10 protein-coding genes and 1 pseudogene are annotated in these 17,268 nt (G+C 45.4%); 1 reads left to right on the top strand and 10 read right to left on the bottom strand.

The window, feature by feature from the left end; genetic code table 11:
- Window positions 1-178 precede the first annotated feature (178 nt).
- The 7 genes and pseudogenes from PseudUWO310_RS24000 to larE form a co-directional block, all read right to left on the bottom strand.
- A pseudogene (locus PseudUWO310_RS24000) lies at window positions 179-380 on the bottom strand (type II toxin-antitoxin system HicA family toxin).
- A 60-nt stretch (window positions 381-440) separates the two neighbouring features.
- Window positions 441-1,628: an LptF/LptG family permease gene (locus tag PseudUWO310_RS18545; RefSeq protein ID WP_009626133.1), complete on the bottom strand. Its 1,188-nt coding sequence runs from the start codon at window positions 1,626-1,628 to the stop codon at window positions 441-443.
- A gap of 67 nt (window positions 1,629-1,695) precedes the next feature.
- Window positions 1,696-2,424: an LPS export ABC transporter ATP-binding protein gene (gene lptB, locus PseudUWO310_RS18540; RefSeq protein WP_142603905.1), complete on the bottom strand. Its 729-nt coding sequence runs from the start codon at window positions 2,422-2,424 to the stop codon at window positions 1,696-1,698.
- Between the two features lie 155 nt (window positions 2,425-2,579).
- A complete protein-coding gene (locus PseudUWO310_RS18535; protein WP_142603902.1) occupies window positions 2,580-3,173 on the bottom strand; it encodes an LptA/OstA family protein in 594 nt (197 codons plus the stop codon).
- Window positions 3,170-4,825 carry a bifunctional pantoate--beta-alanine ligase/(d)CMP kinase gene (locus PseudUWO310_RS18530; RefSeq protein ID WP_142603907.1) on the bottom strand — a complete coding sequence of 552 codons (1,656 nt, stop codon included), beginning with the start codon at window positions 4,823-4,825 and terminating at the stop codon, window positions 3,170-3,172. The genes PseudUWO310_RS18535 and PseudUWO310_RS18530 overlap by 4 nt, the downstream gene beginning before the upstream one ends.
- 578 nt (window positions 4,826-5,403) lie before the next feature.
- Window positions 5,404-6,549: a septal ring lytic transglycosylase RlpA family protein gene (locus PseudUWO310_RS18525; protein ID WP_142603900.1), complete on the bottom strand. Its 1,146-nt coding sequence runs from the start codon at window positions 6,547-6,549 to the stop codon at window positions 5,404-5,406.
- A 1,203-nt stretch (window positions 6,550-7,752) separates the two neighbouring features.
- Window positions 7,753-8,574, bottom strand: coding sequence for an ATP-dependent sacrificial sulfur transferase LarE (larE, locus tag PseudUWO310_RS18520; RefSeq protein WP_055077337.1), 822 nt, complete (start codon window positions 8,572-8,574; stop codon window positions 7,753-7,755).
- 565 nt (window positions 8,575-9,139) lie between these two features.
- On the opposite strand from larE, the gene PseudUWO310_RS18515 reads away from it, so the two are divergent.
- Complete coding sequence (locus tag PseudUWO310_RS18515) at window positions 9,140-12,076, top strand: ATP-binding protein (protein WP_142603898.1); 2,937 nt, start codon at window positions 9,140-9,142, stop codon at window positions 12,074-12,076.
- Window positions 12,077-12,200: 124 nt separating this feature from the next.
- Here PseudUWO310_RS18515 and PseudUWO310_RS18510 read toward each other — a convergent pair whose 3' ends face one another.
- From PseudUWO310_RS18510 to PseudUWO310_RS18500, 3 genes are read right to left on the bottom strand one after another with little or no spacing between them, the layout of a single operon-like run.
- Window positions 12,201-14,360 (bottom strand): molybdopterin oxidoreductase family protein, encoded by a 2,160-nt coding sequence (locus PseudUWO310_RS18510; protein WP_142603896.1) that lies wholly within the window; start codon window positions 14,358-14,360, stop codon window positions 12,201-12,203.
- Window positions 14,361-14,374: 14 nt separating this feature from the next.
- Window positions 14,375-16,393 carry a nitrate ABC transporter ATP-binding protein gene (locus PseudUWO310_RS18505; RefSeq protein ID WP_142603893.1) on the bottom strand — a complete coding sequence of 673 codons (2,019 nt, stop codon included), beginning with the start codon at window positions 16,391-16,393 and terminating at the stop codon, window positions 14,375-14,377.
- Window positions 16,394-16,412: 19 nt separating this feature from the next.
- Complete coding sequence (locus tag PseudUWO310_RS18500) at window positions 16,413-17,249, bottom strand: ABC transporter ATP-binding protein (protein ID WP_142603891.1); 837 nt, start codon at window positions 17,247-17,249, stop codon at window positions 16,413-16,415.
- Window positions 17,250-17,268: the final 19 nt, after the last annotated feature.

Here is a 17,268-nt window from a genome sequence, read left to right as displayed (position 1 = left end):
TCTTGTCCCACCAGTTCATCATTTTTCTTCCCTACTTTTACTTGCTTTTTACTACTTTAACCCCATCCGTACCATCTACCTGAAACCCCCTTCTCGTTTACCTTTCAAAGATGACGTGAAAAGTAAGGGGTTAGATCTCTCATAATTTAGATCTTACAACGAAAATATGAAAGCATGTTTATGCCTTCTCATAAGCAGCAATAAAATAATCCCGCGAGATTCCCGATTGAGTACAGATACTTCTGAGAGTAGAACCCTTAATCAGCTTATAATTTGGCATAGTTAATGGAGTTGTTGTTCTATCAGCATTTTGTCTGACCATAGAGAACTGAAGACTTAGACTCTAAAAGCGATCGCCCAAAAATTTCCCCATGAAACAAGAGCGCTGATCGCACATCATTGAGAGCCTCTTCATAGGAATTAGGTAAAAGCGATCGCGATTATGTCACCCGCATGAGGATCGTGATACCAGCCGCAATGCCAATTAAATTAGGCAACCAAGCCGCCAAGAGTGGTGAGAGAAACTCCACTTGACCGAGAGCGCCACAGATAAATAGCAAGAGATAATAACCAAAAATAATCAACACGCTCAAACCAAATCCGATCGCTGCACCCGTTCGTTGCGGACGCATCCCTAGGGATGCACCGACCAGAGCAAATACTACACAGATAAAAGGCAAGGCATACTTCTGTTCCAGCCTGACCTCTAGCTTGCGGATCTCCTTGGTATTTCCCGATTGGGACAACAAATCGATATTTCGACGAATATCGGCAATATTCATCTCCTCCGCACTGCGCTGCTCTTGAGCGAGATCGAGTGGAGCGCGAGGTAAGCGTAAATTCTGATCGTCAAAACGGAGGATACTGCGGTAATTTCCATCGGGAGCAATTAAATAGGTCGTACCCTTGCTAAATTTCCAGACGCTCTGTTCAGGGATCCAAACCGCCGACTCTGCCGCCAGAATTTGCTGGAGCTGACCCTGCGAAAAGTCTAAAACCGTTAAACCGCGCATCTCCTTACCATCAAAGCTACGGGCATAAAAACTACGTACTAGCCCCTGCTTAGTTGTGCCGTCATCCTGCGGCACTTCCCCATACTGCTGATAAAAAATATCTTGGCTCTTAAACTGAACGTTTTCCTGATTTAAGGCTGCCCGTAGCGTACTCCGCGATTGCCAGTTTGCCGCAGGTACGATCGCCTCATTAAATACATAGGTCAAGCCCGTCACAAATAGACTCAGCACGATCGCAGGTAAAACCAATCGATAAGCACTTACTCCACAACTGCGTAAAGCCGTCGTCTCGCCATCCCCAGACATGCGGCTATAGGAGAGCAATGTCGCCAACAGCATTGACATGGGGAAAGAATACACCATGAATCCTGGAATCTGATAGCCAAAAATCTGTAGTGCCGTGAAAACACTTAATCCCGCATCAGTAATCAGGCGAATGAGCTCAAAGAGCGAGCCGATCGCTAAAATTACCGAAGAAAATGCGCCCACACCAAATAAAAATGGGGTTAGCATTTGGGTAGTTAAATAGCGATCCATGATCGAAAGTTTCGGTAGCCATCCTAGCGACACGTTTGTAACTTTTTTCCTTGAGTGAGTCGTTTGTAAGGTTGCCATTTCCTTTATCGAGATTACAGGTTTTTGGTTCGATTATTGTTGCAAGATCGCAGAATCTAGAAGAAAATCAAAAATGAAATTTTTCGCCCAAGTAATACTTGCGAACGTCGGGATCGTCAGCCAATTCTCGGCTAGAACCATCCGCAAAAACCTCACCTTCTCGCATGATATACGCTCGATCAGTGATCGACAGGGTTTCCCTCACATTATGGTCGGTGATTAACACCCCCATATCGCGATCGCGCAAGTTGCTAATAATTGTCTGAATTTCGCCCACAGCGATCGGATCGATGCCCGCAAAAGGCTCATCCAACAGGATAAATTTGGGACCCTCCTCACCAACAGCCAAAGCTCTGGCGATTTCGGTACGGCGACGTTCTCCCCCCGACACTTGAATTCCCATCGTATCAGCAATTTTGGTCAAGCGAAATTCTTCAAGCAAAGTCCGCAACCGATGAATACGTTTTTGCTGCGGCACAGCGGTCTGCTCCATCACCAACAGGAGATTATCCCGCACCGTTAACTGCCGAAAAATCGTAGCCTCCTGCGCGAGATAGGCCATGCCCATCCTTGCCCGCTTGTGAATTGGCAAACGGGTAATGTCTAGCTGATCTAGCCAAACGCTACCACTATCGGGCTGAATTAGCCCAGTTGCCATGTAAAACGATGTGGTTTTGCCAGCACCATTGGGCCCTAGCAGTCCGACAATCTCCCCCTGTTTGACCGTGAGGCTCACTTGCTGAACGACTTGCCTGCCATTGTAGCTTTTACTAACGTTGTCGAGGGTGATTTGCATTACTCAATTTGGTTGGCTCAATTTGGTTGGGAAGTTTGAAAATGTAACACTGAACTTATGTGCAACAAAGCATTTTTTGCTCTTTTAAACATCAAGTCTTTAAACATCAAGTCTTTAAACATCAAGTCTTCAAACATCAAGTCTTCAAATATCAACTATTTACCATCAGGCAAAATTTCCTGTGGTTTTGGTTGTAACTTTTCGGGAGCAACTGTTGAAATAGGAGGACTAACTTGCTGTTTTTTGAAGGAAGGCTTGATCTGCGTTACAGGCGTTGATGAAGTTGCGGGGGCATTAACAGCATCGCGGTCTTGGACGACATAAACGGTTTCGACCTGCTGGTTAGTCGGTGGGACGGCAACAAATTTACCCTCACCGATTAGGTAAGTAATGGTTTGGGCTTTGATGCTATTGACACCTTCCTGTGTGACAACCACATTTCCCGTCAAAACTACACGCTGCTCTTTAGAAAAATACTGTGCTTGCTCGGCGATCGCATCAATCTGTCGGGCGGGATAGGTCATTTTTACATTTCCCGTTGCCGTGACTATTCCCGTAATCGAGTTTGCCTCCTGCACGTCAGCACGGATCGTCAGCGCTGAGTTAGCAGGTTGGGCTTGGCTGGGGGGCAGAGAGCTATGAATAATCGCCAAGGGAAGGGCGATAAGCAATAATTTGGTAAGCGAGGATTTAACGAATGGGGATTTAAAGCTCGCCAATAATGGTGATTTAGAGAAAGAGCAGGTCATGGGTTTTGTACCTTTTGTTCATACAAATTTACAATGGCTGCGACCACTTCTTCTATAGATAGACCATCAGTATTGACTAAAGTTGCATCTTCAGATTTGACTAGTGGTGAATGGTCGCGGGTAGAGTCCTTGCGATCGCGTTCTTGAATTTCACGTTCGAGGGTGGCAAGATCGGGTGCTACCTGACCTTGGGCAATCAGATCGGCTTGACGACGTTTAGCCCGTTCTTCTGCTGAGGCTGTCAGAAAGATCTTGACTTCGGCATCGGGAAATACATGGGTCCCAATATCACGACCTTCCATAACTACCCCACCTGTCTGACCAATCATTTGTTGTTGCTTGACCAAAATTTCGCGGACACCAGCTTGGGCGGCGATCGAGGAGACATTTGCCGTTACTTCAGGGGTACGGATTTCCGTTGTGACATCTTCACCATTGAGTAAAACCTGCATCGGTTTGCCTGCGATCGGATTGGCAAAGAGTTGAATTTTGGATTTGGCAGCAATCTCTTGCACCTTGTCGCGATCGCGTAAATCGATACCTTCTCGCAATACCGCCAGCGTAACGCTGCGATACATTGCTCCAGTATCTAAAAACAACAAACCTAATTTATTTGCTACCTGCTTAGTGACAGTGGACTTGCCCGCACCAGCAGGTCCATCGATCGCGATGATTGGTTTTCGAGGTGTAATAGTATGACTCAGCAAAATATTATCGATCAAGCGTGTATTTCCAATTCGAGCCGCGATCGCTAGCATTAACTCTGATTCGGACGTAATTTGAGTACATGGTTGTAGCGTCTTGGCATCGACTAACTCAATATACTCTAGGTTAATCTCAGGTAGCTTGTTTAAATAATTTTGTGCGGCTCCGATAATTTGAGATGGCAAGCAAAGCTCGTAACAGAGAAAAAATTGCTGTCGGGCTTGGAGCAAGCTTTGGTAGATATGCACCGCCAAAACGCGATCGCTCGCGGATAGGTATTGATTGCGAGAGCTACAGGCTAGCCCGCTAGGTTCGCGTACCGTCGGACAACCCACGATCTCCACAGGCATATTCAAATCATTCACCAACCGCCGAATAATCGCCAACTGTTGCCCATCTTTGCAACCAAAGTAGGCTCGGTCGGGTTGGACGATATTCAAGAGCTTGGTAACGATTGTAGCTACCCCCTGAAAATGTCCGATCCGCGATCGACCACACATAGCATCCATCATCTCTAACGGGGGAATTACCTCCGTTAACTTATTGTTTGACTTGGCGTTTGCCTCGACATTTGATTTGGCATTTGATTTGGTATTTGAATCGGCATTTTGCTCAGCATTTATAATTCCCATCTCCTCCATATTTGGAGCAAAAACTGCGTCAACTCCCGCTGTCTCGCAGATCTGGAGATCCCCCTCTAGGGTACGGGGATACTTTTCAAAGTCCTCACCCACTCCAAACTGCAAAGGATTTACAAAAATACTCACAACTACGCAGACATTTTCAGTTCTTGCCCGATCGATTAGGCTTAAATGACCAATGTGCAAAGCTCCCATAGTTGGTACTAGCCCCACCGACATTTGTCCCGATGATTGCCCTAATGATTGTTTTAATTTATGAGTATTTAAGTAGTTACGCAGCGAAGCGATCGTCGTAAATAGCTGTATCAAACAATCAACCTCAACAAAATCACTATAAAAAGCATAACTGTCTCCTGTCGGAAGTGAATATGCTCTTTATAGCGTGGTTATACCAAAGCTCAAAATGGCTATGCCATTTTGAGCTTTGAAACCCATTACTGGGTTTCGCTTTTAATTTATAGCGATCGCCAAATGTACTAGGACATAAACCCCAAGAATTGAGTGGCGGCGCTTCGCGCCGCCACTCAATTCTTGGGGTTTGATTTGTCCTAATTCAAGTGACTGTAGCTATAACGTGAGTTCGGGATAATTTGAAACGGGCATTGAGCAAGGGTTTGCTACGCAAACCCTTGCTCAATGCCCAAAAGTAAAAGCCTTGCTACGCAAGGCTTTTACTTTTGGGCTTTTAAGATTTGCCAGCTTAATCCGAACTGACGTTATACCAATTCCCAAAATAGCAACGCCATTTTGGGAATCTCAAAACCTTACTGGGTTTGGTGTTTAATTCACAAAAGTGTTGTCACACTTTCGTAAATTGGTATTAATTCACAAAAGTTAAGATAAACCCCCAAGACCTGCGGCGTGCACCGCAGGTTTTGATCCAGCTACTTAGATAGGACTTCTAAGCGCACAGGAGCGACTCCAGAAGAAATCAAACCAATTACGTTCGCTGCCGCCGTTGAGATATCAATGACTCGACCATGGGCATAGGGTCCGCGATCATTAATGCGGACTACCACAGACTGACCGTTGTCCATATTAACGACCCGAACAAGCGTGCCGAAGGGTAAACTTGGATGTGCGGCAGTGAGATCGCTTGCATTAAACAACTCTCCACTAGCACTATAGTTCCCATCAAAGCCTGGACCATACCATGAAGCCATGCCAGACATTACCCCCACGACTCGGCTATGCAGCATTGGATTAAAGGAGGACTTGAGCGCAAATTTAGAATTTGGGGCATCGCTAATTTCCGATACAGGATTAGCACCACCGAGAAGACGACGCAATAGATTTGCTGATTCCAATACATCTTGCGTTTGATTTTGCGCTTGATTTTGTGAAGAGGTTGGGAAAATTACCTGATCGTCAAACTTGAGAGTAGCGCGATCGCCCAGATTAATCACATAGCTACCATCTTTCCAAGCTGGAATAATCTTATTCGCATCAATTCCATCGCGGCTAAGCTGATTGATTAATGCGGCGGCGGCGGTGGCACGTTCGATCGGATTTGAGGAGCTAAGCAGACGTTCTGCACTATCCTCTGCGGATTTTGACGAACTATTTGAGGAACTATCTGAATTATTTGTCCCTAAGTTAAGACTGTTGGTCAGATTATTTGTGTTATTGGCAGGTAACTTAACTGAATTAGAATTCTTCTTGGTCTCTCCCTTAAATCTTGATGGACTTAATGCATTAGTCTGAGTATTGATCTGACTATCTGGAGATGCGACTTTTGGAGATTCTTCCGTATCTATATAGGTAACTACAGGGATGCCACGGACATAGACAGTAGCAGCATTTCTACCATTTAATATGTGGGTATGAATGCGGGCAATAGAATCATCTTTAGTTCTAATCAACGACTGCGATCTGGTTTCCCCCACCTTTAGAGAAGTTGATAAAGAATTAGATGTATTAGTAGCTTTGACTTCAGACTGAGCCTGTGCGCTAGGGCTAGCGATGGTTGAGACGATAGCAAGAGCTACTACTGAGGTAGAGAGCTTGTAGCTCCAGTTCCAATTAAGCATAGGTAAAACAGAAAATGAAGATAAACGACTAAAAAATCGATAGAAGCTTGACTGAGAATGACTTACAAGCAAAATTACTAACAAACAATTTTGCGGCAATTTTGCGAACTAGGAACAAAATGCAAATAATCTTGTCCATGTGAATCAGATTAACATGGTTATTCAAAATGACAACAACTTAGCCATTAAACCCTTATACAGTAAAGGTTTGAGCGTCTGTTTCCTATTAAAAATCGAAATTTTGCTTCTTTCTCATTAGGATTCTTTATAAAAATGGAACTTTGTGCCGATGGTTACAAAAAAATGACTGCAAAAGTATGCCTTTAGACATAGGCATTTTTGCGCCCAAAAATTTTTTATATGCATCACGACTCAATACACAAGAAAATTTCGGTTTTAGTTACAATCTATCTTGAGCTTTGTTTGTATACAAACCTTGTGAAGACATGATTTCAGAAATAAAATGACGTAAATGAGCAGAAATCAACCTGAAGATAGATACTAAAATTCAATTTATGCAATTTTTTTTAAGCTTCTTTCACAAATATGCTCATAATGAACAAAATACGGATTTTTTCATTCAAAAAATCGTAACTGTACGGGAATCACTAAGAAGTTAAGCAAAACACATAAAGTTAAAGTATAAGAATTTCTAATCAATTGACTGAAACTTTTTTCTAAATCTTAAAAAAATTAGGAGATATTACAAACAAAAGGGGCAAAGCATAGTGATATCCCTTGTATCTGTATATATGTACATATATATACAAGTACCTCAGCACAATTAAAGCCCTAAAACCAATTCCCAAAATGGCAACGCCATTTTGGGAATCTCAAAACGTTACTGGGTTTGGTGTTTAATTCACAAAAGTGTTGTCACACTTTCGTGAATTGGTATAAAACCTGCGGCGTACGCTGCGCCGCAGGTTTTAGGGCTTTAACGTGAGTTCGGGATAACTTAAAACCTAGAAGAGCGTACCGCCCGCTACGCGGGCGGTACGCTCTTCTAGGTTTTGGTTTTTAATTATGCTTAACTACTTACCAATTTCCAAAATGGCAACGCCATTTTGGAAATCTCAAAACCTTACTGGGTTTGGTGTTTAATTCACAAAAGTGTTGCCACACTTTTGTGAATTGGGATTACTTATTAATCTAATGACGGTTTGGTTGGCTTTTTAGCAATTTGAGCGCTTTTTGAGAGCTTTACGGGATGATGGCATCATTTAATTTACCGCTGCGGAAACCTTCTAAATCTAAGGTAATCGCCTTAAATCCATACTCGCGAAAGACCTTTGTTAGATCGCCGATCGCCATGACATTTATAAATTCCTGTAGGCGATCGCTTGGCACTTCCACCTTGGCGACATCTCCCATCGATCGCACTCTGATATCACCTTTCCAGCCGCGATCGCGGAGATATTGTTCGGCGTTACCTACGCGGCGCAATTTTTCGATCGTTATTTCCTCACCGTAGGGAAATCTTGAGCTTAAGCAGGGTTGCGAAGGTTTATCCCACCAAGGCAGTCCCAAATATTGCGATAACATCCGTACTTCTATTTTGCTAATGCTTACTTCCGCAAGAGGCGATCGCACGCCACGTTCTTTCGCCGCCTGAATTCCTGGACGATAGTCTTGCAGATCGTCCGCATTTAAGCCATCAACCACATAACCATAGCCCATCGTTTGGGCGAGGGGTTTGAGTTTGTTGTGGAGTTCGCTTTTGCAGAAATAACAGCGATTAATCGGATTAGATGTGTAGTTCGGATTATCCATCTCATCGGTTTGGACAGTTTGATGCTTAATGCCGATGAATTCCGCTTGTACCTGTGCCGCAATTAGATCGGCTGGCAATAGGGAGGGGGAGTTAGCAGTAATGGCAAGGGCGCGATCGCCTAAAACCTCAAAGGCAACTTTCGCGACAAGGGTACTATCAATACCGCCCGAATAGGCAACAAGGACTTCTGAGGATTCTCGGAAAATATGGCGTAAGCGATCAAGCTTTTCTGACAAGGTGTTACTTAACATAACCTGTTTAATGTTTATTGAGTTCAATACTAGGACATAAACCCCAAGAATTGGCTGGCGGCGCTTCGCGCCGCCAGCCAATTCTGTTCTAAGTCAAGGGACTGTAGCTAATAGCTAGGCAAAATAAATTACAAACCAAAACCCGTAAAGTTGTGCCCCTTAGGGGCGCAACTTTACGGGTTTTGGTAATTTATTTTGCACAAGTACTTATAATCGCGATCGTAGCGATTTTATAAAGCCTAAAAGCAAGCCTAAGGATTGGCGTTGATTTGCAACGCCAATCCTTAGGCTTGCTTTTGGATGATGAGCCTCATACCTGAGCCTTGTTTCTAAATCATTAGGGGATCGTCATATAATCATTTATATTAAGGAGAGCGTCAAAACGAGTGAATGCTCTGTAGTTATTGATTTTATTAATGTTTACATGGTTTATCTAGAGACTTTTTGAACTAAAGTTAGGCATAAAAGCCTTAACATTTTTTTAATTTTCGTAATTATTTATACATTTACCAATAGCTTACCTAGCTTAAGGTAAAATTTTTCTACGTTTTTTATGGGGATAGGAATGTATACCAAACCAACTAGCAAAGTTGTTAAAGAACGCAGGGAATATAACACATGGGTAGCAAATGAGACCTTAGAAGACTATTCTCTTCGCTACGCGCCAAGATCATTCAGAAAATGGTCGGAATTCCTAGTTGCAAATACTGCCTTAGGTGGTACTTCTTTTTTGGCATTAGAGGCAATAGGGGGTTCACTATTGCTAAGCTATGGGTTTGCAAATTCCTTTTGGGCGATCTTGTTAGTCGGGGGGATTATCTTTCTGTCGGGAATACCGATCGCCTACTATGCAGCTAAATATAATATTGATATCGATTTACTGACTAGGGGCGCAGGGTTTGGGTATATCGGTTCGACTATTACCTCGCTAATTTACGCTTCTTTTACATTTATTTTCTTTGCGCTTGAAGCCGCAATTATGGCTCAAGCCTTACAGCTATATTTTCATTTGCCGCTGGCGCTGGGCTATATTCTCTGCTCTGTAATTATTATCCCGATTGTTTTTTATGGAATTACGCTGATTAACCAGTTGCAGCTTTGGACGCAGCCAATTTGGTTGGGATTAATGATTACGCCTTTCCTTTTTATCATTAACAAAGAGCCTGATGCAATCTCTAACTGGGTAAATTTTGCAGGTAACTCTCCCAGTGGGGCTGCTTTTCATCCGATCCTCTTTGGAGCCGCCGCAACGGTATCTTTTTCATTAATTGCCCAAATCGGAGAACAGGTAGATTATTTACGATTTTTACCAGAAAAACAAGAACATAATCGGGTGCAATGGTGGCTTGCTGTTATTTTGGCGGGACCTGGTTGGATTTTTTTTGGGACAGCAAAGCAATTGGGAGGTGCTTTTCTGGCATCTTTAGCCATTAATCATGGGATTACGGCTACCCATGCGAAGGAACCAATCCAGATGTACTTGACGGGCTTTGCGGATGTATTTGCCGATCCTCGGGTCGTTTTATCCGTGGCAACCTTATTTGTATTGGTATCTCAGATCAAAATTAACGTCACCAATGCCTACGCGGGATCATTAGCATGGTCAAATTTCTTTTCTAGATTGACTCACAGCCATCCTGGACGGGTAGTATGGCTGATTTTTAATGTGTCAATTTCTTTGATGCTAATGGAATTCGGTGTATTTGAAACCCTAGATATTGTATTGGGGCTCTATTCTAATGTGGCGATCGCTTGGATTGGCGCAGTAGTCGCTGATCTAGTAATCAATAAACCTTTGGGAATTAGTCCCTCCTATATCGAGTTTAAGCGGGCTTACCTCTATAACTTTAATCCTGTGGGCTTTGGCTCCATGGTTATTGCTTCGATTATTTCGATCGTTGCCTTTGTCGGTTGTTTAGGAGCCTATGCCCAAGCCTATGCCCCGTTTCTGGCGATGGGAATTGCTTTTGTGCTCTCACCCATCATCGCGATCGCCACTAAGGGTAAATACTATATTGCTCGTCAAAACGTTTATCGATCGCAAAAGATCGATCCGCGCACGCTGATCTCTTGTAGTATCTGCGAACAAAAGTACGAACCTGCGGATACAGCCTATTGTCCTGTCTATGATGGGGCAATATGTTCGCTTTGTTGTAGTCTTGATGCGCGTTGCCATGACGGTTGTAAGACTAACGATGACGATATTGGCAGTTTGACCTTAGCGATCGCCCGTACAGTTTTTTCCAAAAAGTTTTCCCCGCAGTTAGGGGTAAGACTGGTCAGGTTCATCGGCATATTCCTATTGCTCTTAGGCATTGCCGCAGTGGTGTTTGGTTTGGTTTACTACCATAGCATTCTGAAATCGCCAACTTTCCCCATTAATTCCAGTGCGGACTTTCTCGGAGTTTTATTAGAGCTATACGCCCCTTTATCTGTATTAATTGGGATGGGGACTTGGTTGTTAGTCCTCAGCGAAGAAAGTCGAGAATTAGCAGAAGCAGAACTAGATCGCCAAAATCTGCAATTACAACAGGAGATTGAGGAAAGGCAAAGGGTTGAGGAGGCGATGCAACTGCTGACCTCAGAGCTAGAGCATCGAGTAGAGGATCGTACTAAGGAATTGTCCGAAGCGATCGGTAGTTTGAAGCAAACCCAAGTGCAGCTCATTCAGACGGAAAAAATGTCCAGTTTGGGACAGCTTGTGGCGGGAGTGGCTCATGAAATTAATAACCCCGTAAATTTTATCTATGGAAATCTCGTCCATGTTGGAACCTATACACAGGATTTATTAAATTTGATCGGACTTTATCGCAAGTACTACCCTCATCCTGAACCAGAAATTCATCAGGAAGAAGAAGCGATCGATCTAGAATTTCTCATGGAAGATTTACCCAATATCCTCTCATCGCTAAAGGTAGGCGCAGAAAGGATTCAAAAGATAGTTATTTCATTGCGTAATTTCTCGCGGATGGATGAAGCCAATTTAAAGCCTGTCAATATCCATGATGGTATCGATAGTACGTTAATGATTTTGCAAGCGCGGCTTAAAGCCCGTCCCGATCGCCCAGCGATCAATGTGATTAAGGAGTATGGCGATCTCCCTGAAATTGAGTGTTATGCGGGACAGCTTAATCAGGTATTTATGAATATTCTCTCTAATGCCATTGATGCGATCGAGGAGAAGCTTCTCGATCTCTCGCCGATGGAGGTCAGTCAGAGCGTCAGCACGATTAAAATCCAAACGGAAATCGATCGCAACTGCTATGCCAAAATTACGATCGCTGACAATGCTAAGGGTATTCCGCCAGAAGTTCAGAAGCGGCTGTTTGATCCCTTCTTTACGACTAAACCAGTCGGCAAGGGGACGGGGATGGGTTTATCGATTAGCTTTCAAGTGGTTAAAGAAATTCACAATGGAATTTTGAAATGTAATTCTGAAATGGGTAAAGGTACAGAATTTATTATTGAAATTCCCATCGATCAAAAAGCCGTTAAGGCTTGACTCAAAGATGAGAGCGGCGCTTTGCGCCGCTCTCATCTTTGGTTAGATTGTGTTGCTTACTAGGGCATAAATCCCAAAAGAGGGTTACCGCGCGGAGCGCGGCAACCCTCTTTTGCGGTTTATGTCAACGAGCTAAGGAAATTGCGACGGTGCAAGCCTTTAATTCTGGTTGTTTTGAGTCGGGATCTGCTTCCGCATGGGTGAGAGCATTGGCTTCCGCATTCTCTGCCCAGAGTGCGCCCCAATGCATAGGCACAAATAATACGCCACGGGAAATCCTTTCAGTCACCAGTGCGGGAAATTTGGAAGCGCCCCGTCGCGATCGCACTTCTACAAGATCGCCAGTATTGATGTTGAATTTTGCCGCATCCTGAGGATGGATTTCGATAAAGGGATGGGGATGCATCTGGCGGATTTTATCAATGCGTCCCGTGCGGGTCTGGGTATGCCAATGTCCGTAGAGCCGACCCGTAGTCAAAATAAACGGATACCGTTCGTCAGCGGTTTCAAATACCCCTTGGGAATGATAGGCTCCAAATCTTGCTTTGCGATCAGGGGTGTGAAATTGCCAATCACCGTAGAGACGCTTATTATGTAAGCGATCGCCTTCAGGGTTTTGCTCTGGAGCCTGCCATTGGATCGCTCCCAACTCCGCCAGCTTGGCATGGCTGAGCCCCGTCATGTCACAGGGGCGATCGCGGGTGATTTGCACGAATTCGGAATGCACCTCGGCGGAGGTTTGAAAGTCAAACTTATCGGCAAACCCAAGGCGGCGACCAACCTCTGCAAAAATAGCCCAGTCATCACGCGCTTCGCCAAGGGGAGGGTGAAAGGCTTGGCAGAGGGTAACGCAGCGCTCGGAATTCGTCATCGTGCCTGTTTTCTCGCTCCACTGGGTGGCAGGCAGGAGAATATGGGCATAGGTCGAGGTTTCGATCGGATCATAGGCATCTTGATAAATGGTAAAGGGCGATCGCCTGAGCGCCTTTTTGGTTCTCTCTAGATCGGGAAAGCTGACGGCGGGATTAGTCGCCGCAATCCAGAGTAAGCCCACCTCATCCGCTTCAAGCCCACAAATCATGTCCCAAGCCGTGCGACCAATGCGATCGGAAATCTGTCCTGAAGGTAATCCCCAAAATTTTTCTAACTCAGAGCGATGCTGAGGATTTGCCACAAAACGATATCCAGGTAATAGATTCGCCAGTCCTCCAGCCTCCCTTCCTCCCATGGCATTAGGTTGCCCAGTTAGCGAAAAGGGACCCGATCCCGCTTTTCCAATTTGGGCGGTTAGTAAATGCAAATTAATGATGCATTGGACTTTGGCTGTACCCTGAGTCGATTGATTAACACCCATCGACCAAAGGGATAGAACTCTGGGCGCATCAGCCCAATATTGCGCCGCTAGATAAAGATCGTCAATATTGATGCCACAACGACGCGCCACAAATTCGGGCTCATAGATCTGGATAATATCGGCAAACTCAGCGAACCCCGTCGTATGGTTTTCAATGAAATCGCGATCGCATTTTCCCCATCGCACCAATAGATGGGCAAGACCATTTAAGAGATCGATATCCGTTCCTGGCTGAATCGCCAAGTGGAGATCGGCGACCTCCGCAGTTTGAGTGCGGCGCGGATCGACGACAACGAGCTTAACCTGAGGATTTTTCTTGTGATGGCGGCGAAAGCGGTTAAAAATGATGGGATGGCATTCGGCAGTATTAGTCCCGATCGCAAATAAGCAATCGGTCATATCCAAATCTTCATAGCAGCAGGGGGGACCATCCGCGCCAAAGCTTTTAACATAGCCAGAAACGGCGGAAGACATACAGAGGCGTGAATTGGCATCAAAGTTATTCGTTCCCAAACAACCCTTAAATAACTTCTGGGCAATGTAATAATCTTCGGTTTGGAATTGCCCTGAGCCGTACATACAGAGAGCATCAGCGCCTTTTGTGGCTAGCACTTGTTGAATGCGATCGACGATCGCCTCTAGAGCCTCGTTCCAACTCACTTGGCGAAACTCCGCATCAAGGCGATCGCGCATCATGGGGTGCAGTAGCCGATCTTTTTGAATGGATTCGGCAATAGTCGCTCCCTTGACACAGACCATGCCTTGGCTAGAGGGATGGGCGCGATCGCCTCTGACTTTAAAGCGATCGGCAAAATTAGCATGGGGGGGAGCGACGGTTTCAACAATTTCTAACCCGCAACCGACACCACAATAGGGGCAAAGGGTTTTGGTGATTTTGGGCGGATCGATAGAAGGACGAGGTGCAGACATAGAGAGATCTTTAACTATTGGCGAACCGCTACTTTTTTGGTGGCAAAACCTTTAACGGGGTCGAAATAGCTGGCTTCGGTAAATTGGGAATAGGGCATAGATCGCAAGGCAGCGATGGGATCCTGCGGATCAAATCGCGATCCATCCGCTAAAACGATCGGCTCCCCGTCCTCCTCAACAATTGGTAGTTCTAACTCCTTGGCCGCTTGCTGATAGACATCCGTTGCTAGTAAGTTATCAATTACCTCGGCATGATTCTCAGGGAAATTAACTAACCCCCAACGCGCCATTTGGGCTAGTACCCATAGCTGTTCCTTATGGGATGGCATATTCCCAACGCCAAATTGACAGAAATCCTGCTCATATTTCGCTTCCATCGTACTAACGCGATAGGGACCCGCAAACCCAGGACGAATATAAACGGGGTCGAGATTGAGGTATTCGTTTTTTGCTAAAGTCAACACAACTTCGTCGCGATTTTCTAAGGGTTCGCAAAATTGCGAGGCTTCCAGCAATGCTTTGACGATCGCTAAATGGGTATGGGGATACATCTCCGCCCAATCTTTACGAACGCCTAATACCTTCTCAGGATGACCGCGCCAAATATCGAGATCGGTGGCGACCACGAAGCCCGCATTAGTATTGACAGCCCGAACGTTCCAAGGCTCGCCGACGCAGTAACCGATGATATTGTTGGCGATCAGGTTAGAAACCATCTGGGGTGGGGGGATGACGATCGCATCGACATCGCGATCGGGCTCGATCTGACCGCTGGCTAACCAATGACGCAGCATTAAGTTGTGCATTGATGCGTGATGCACCATACCCATTGCTGGTCTATAGGCATCTTCATACGTGGCAATATAGGTCTTGAGGGAAGCGAGATCGGTTACGCCTTCCTCTTGCAGTTTATGGCTGAGGGTGATGGCATTGCCATTGCGGTTTAAGGTTAGCGCGGTCACGATGGGAACGGGGGTGCGATTACCCATACCTAGGGTGATCGCTAGGGGCATTCCCGTAACCATCTGTGCTGCGTCCAAACGTCCTTCGCGAATTCCCTCGGCTAGGTCATTCCAACTCGTTTCCTTGGAGAGTTTGACATCTAATCCATATTTAGCAAACAGCCCCTTCTCTTGTGCGATCACCAAGGGAGCGCAATCGGTGAGAGGAATATAGCCGATGGTAAGATTGGTTTTCTCAATACTCCCAAGACTGATAGCTGCGTTACTCTTGAGTTTTGCCTTTTCTAGTTTGATCTGCTTTTGGCGATCGAGGAAGTTGACTACTTCGCCCCGAAGCCGATAGTAATTGGGATGATTGACGGATTCCAAGCGTTTGCGAGGATGGGGCAAATCGACGGTGAGAACTTGACCGATTTTGGCTTCGGGCCCATTGGTCATCATGATGATGCGATCGCTCAGCAGTAGCGCTTCATCAACGTCATGGGTGATCATCACCGCCGAAATTTTATGCTCGTCACAAATCTGCATTAATTTCTCTTGCAATCGACCTCTGGTGAGCGCATCTAAAGCGCCAAAGGGTTCGTCTAGCAACAGAATTTTGGGCTTAATCGATAAGGCGCGAGCGATTCCCACCCTTTGCTTCATTCCTCCCGAAATCTCTCTTGGATATTTCTCAGCGGCATGACTTAATCCCACCAGATCGATATTTTCTTGAATGATGCGACGACGTTCCGCCTTCGGCAAATCTCGTAAAACGCGATTGACCGCCAACCCAATGTTCTGCCTTACCGTCAACCAAGGCAATAATGAATGGTTTTGGAACACTAACATGCGATCGGGGCCTGGTTCGCGGACTTCCCTGCCCTCGAGGACAATTCCCCCTGTACTCGCCTTGTCCAACCCAGACAAAATATTGAGAACCGTGGACTTGCCACAGCCTGAATGTCCAATGATGGAGACAAATTCTCCCTCCTTCATCTCAAAGTAAACATCTTTGACGGCAACGTAGGGTTCTCGGTTTTTGGTTTTAAAAACGCGACTGACGTGATCGATTTCTAGGAATGTGGACATAGTTAATTATTCAGGTTAATTATTCAGCCTCATCGGCGAGGGCAAAGCGGTTATACAGAAATTCCAAAATGTAATTGCGGAGGGTGTAGTAACGAGGATCATCGGCGATCGCTTTACGGTCGCGAGGACGGGCAAAGGGAACATCGATAACTTCGGCAATATTGGCGGCGGGACCATTGCTCATCATCACGATGCGATCGGCGAGGAAAAGTGCTTCATCAATCTCATGGGTAATCATCAGCGCCGTAACGCGATTTTTGCGCCAAATGGCTAAGAGTTCTTCTTGCAGCTCTTCGCGGGTCATGACATCTAAGGCTCCAAAAGGTTCGTCAAGGATGAGAACTTCTGGACGGATGGATAATGCACGGGCGATCGATACCCGCTGGCGCATTCCGCCCGAAAGCTCCTTCGGCTTTTTGTGCATTGCTTCGGTTAAGCCGACTAGCTCTAGAGCCTCATGCGCAATTTTGATTTTTTCCTCTTTAGACTTGTCTTTATACACCTGCTTGACCGCAAGATAGACATTCTCAAAGGCGGTCATCCAAGGGAGCAAAGAATAGTTTTGGAATACCACCATGCGATCGGGACCTGGGCGGAGAATAGGACGCGATCGCAAGCAAATTTCGCCAGAAGTCGGTCGGTTAAACCCAGCCACCATATTTAAAAGAGTTGATTTGCCGCAACCTGAATGCCCGATCACGCAGATAAATTCACCTTCATAGATGGTTAAATTCACATCTTGGAGAACGGTGTAGAAGCCTTTCGGAGTTGGATAGACCTTAGAAACTCCATCGATCACTAAAAAGGGATCTTGATGTATTTGCTGGTTATTATCGGTAAGATCGAGAGTCTGCATGGGAAGAAGGAGTTTAAGG

This window comes from Pseudanabaena sp. UWO310 (assembly GCF_006861605.1).
Classification (GTDB): domain Bacteria; phylum Cyanobacteriota; class Cyanobacteriia; order Pseudanabaenales; family Pseudanabaenaceae; genus Pseudanabaena.
Note: the sequence above shows the minus strand (reverse complement) of the source record. Positions and strands in the feature narration are given on the sequence as shown.

Coding starts and splice junctions, on each gene's coding strand:
- PseudUWO310_RS18545 (WP_009626133.1), bottom strand. CDS start 1,628: ATGGCAACCTTACAAACGACTCACTCAAGGAAAAAAGTTACAAACGTG.
- lptB (WP_142603905.1), bottom strand. CDS start 2,424: ATGCAAATCACCCTCGACAACGTTAGTAAAAGCTACAATGGCAGGCAA.
- PseudUWO310_RS18535 (WP_142603902.1), bottom strand. CDS start 3,173: ATGACCTGCTCTTTCTCTAAATCACCATTATTGGCGAGCTTTAAATCC.
- PseudUWO310_RS18525 (WP_142603900.1), bottom strand. CDS start 6,549: ATGCTTAATTGGAACTGGAGCTACAAGCTCTCTACCTCAGTAGTAGCT.
- larE (WP_055077337.1), bottom strand. CDS start 8,574: ATGTTAAGTAACACCTTGTCAGAAAAGCTTGATCGCTTACGCCATATT.
- PseudUWO310_RS18515 (WP_142603898.1), top strand. CDS start 9,140: ATGTATACCAAACCAACTAGCAAAGTTGTTAAAGAACGCAGGGAATAT.
- PseudUWO310_RS18510 (WP_142603896.1), bottom strand. CDS start 14,360: ATGTCTGCACCTCGTCCTTCTATCGATCCGCCCAAAATCACCAAAACC.
- PseudUWO310_RS18505 (WP_142603893.1), bottom strand. CDS start 16,393: ATGTCCACATTCCTAGAAATCGATCACGTCAGTCGCGTTTTTAAAACC.
- PseudUWO310_RS18500 (WP_142603891.1), bottom strand. CDS start 17,249: ATGCAGACTCTCGATCTTACCGATAATAACCAGCAAATACATCAAGAT.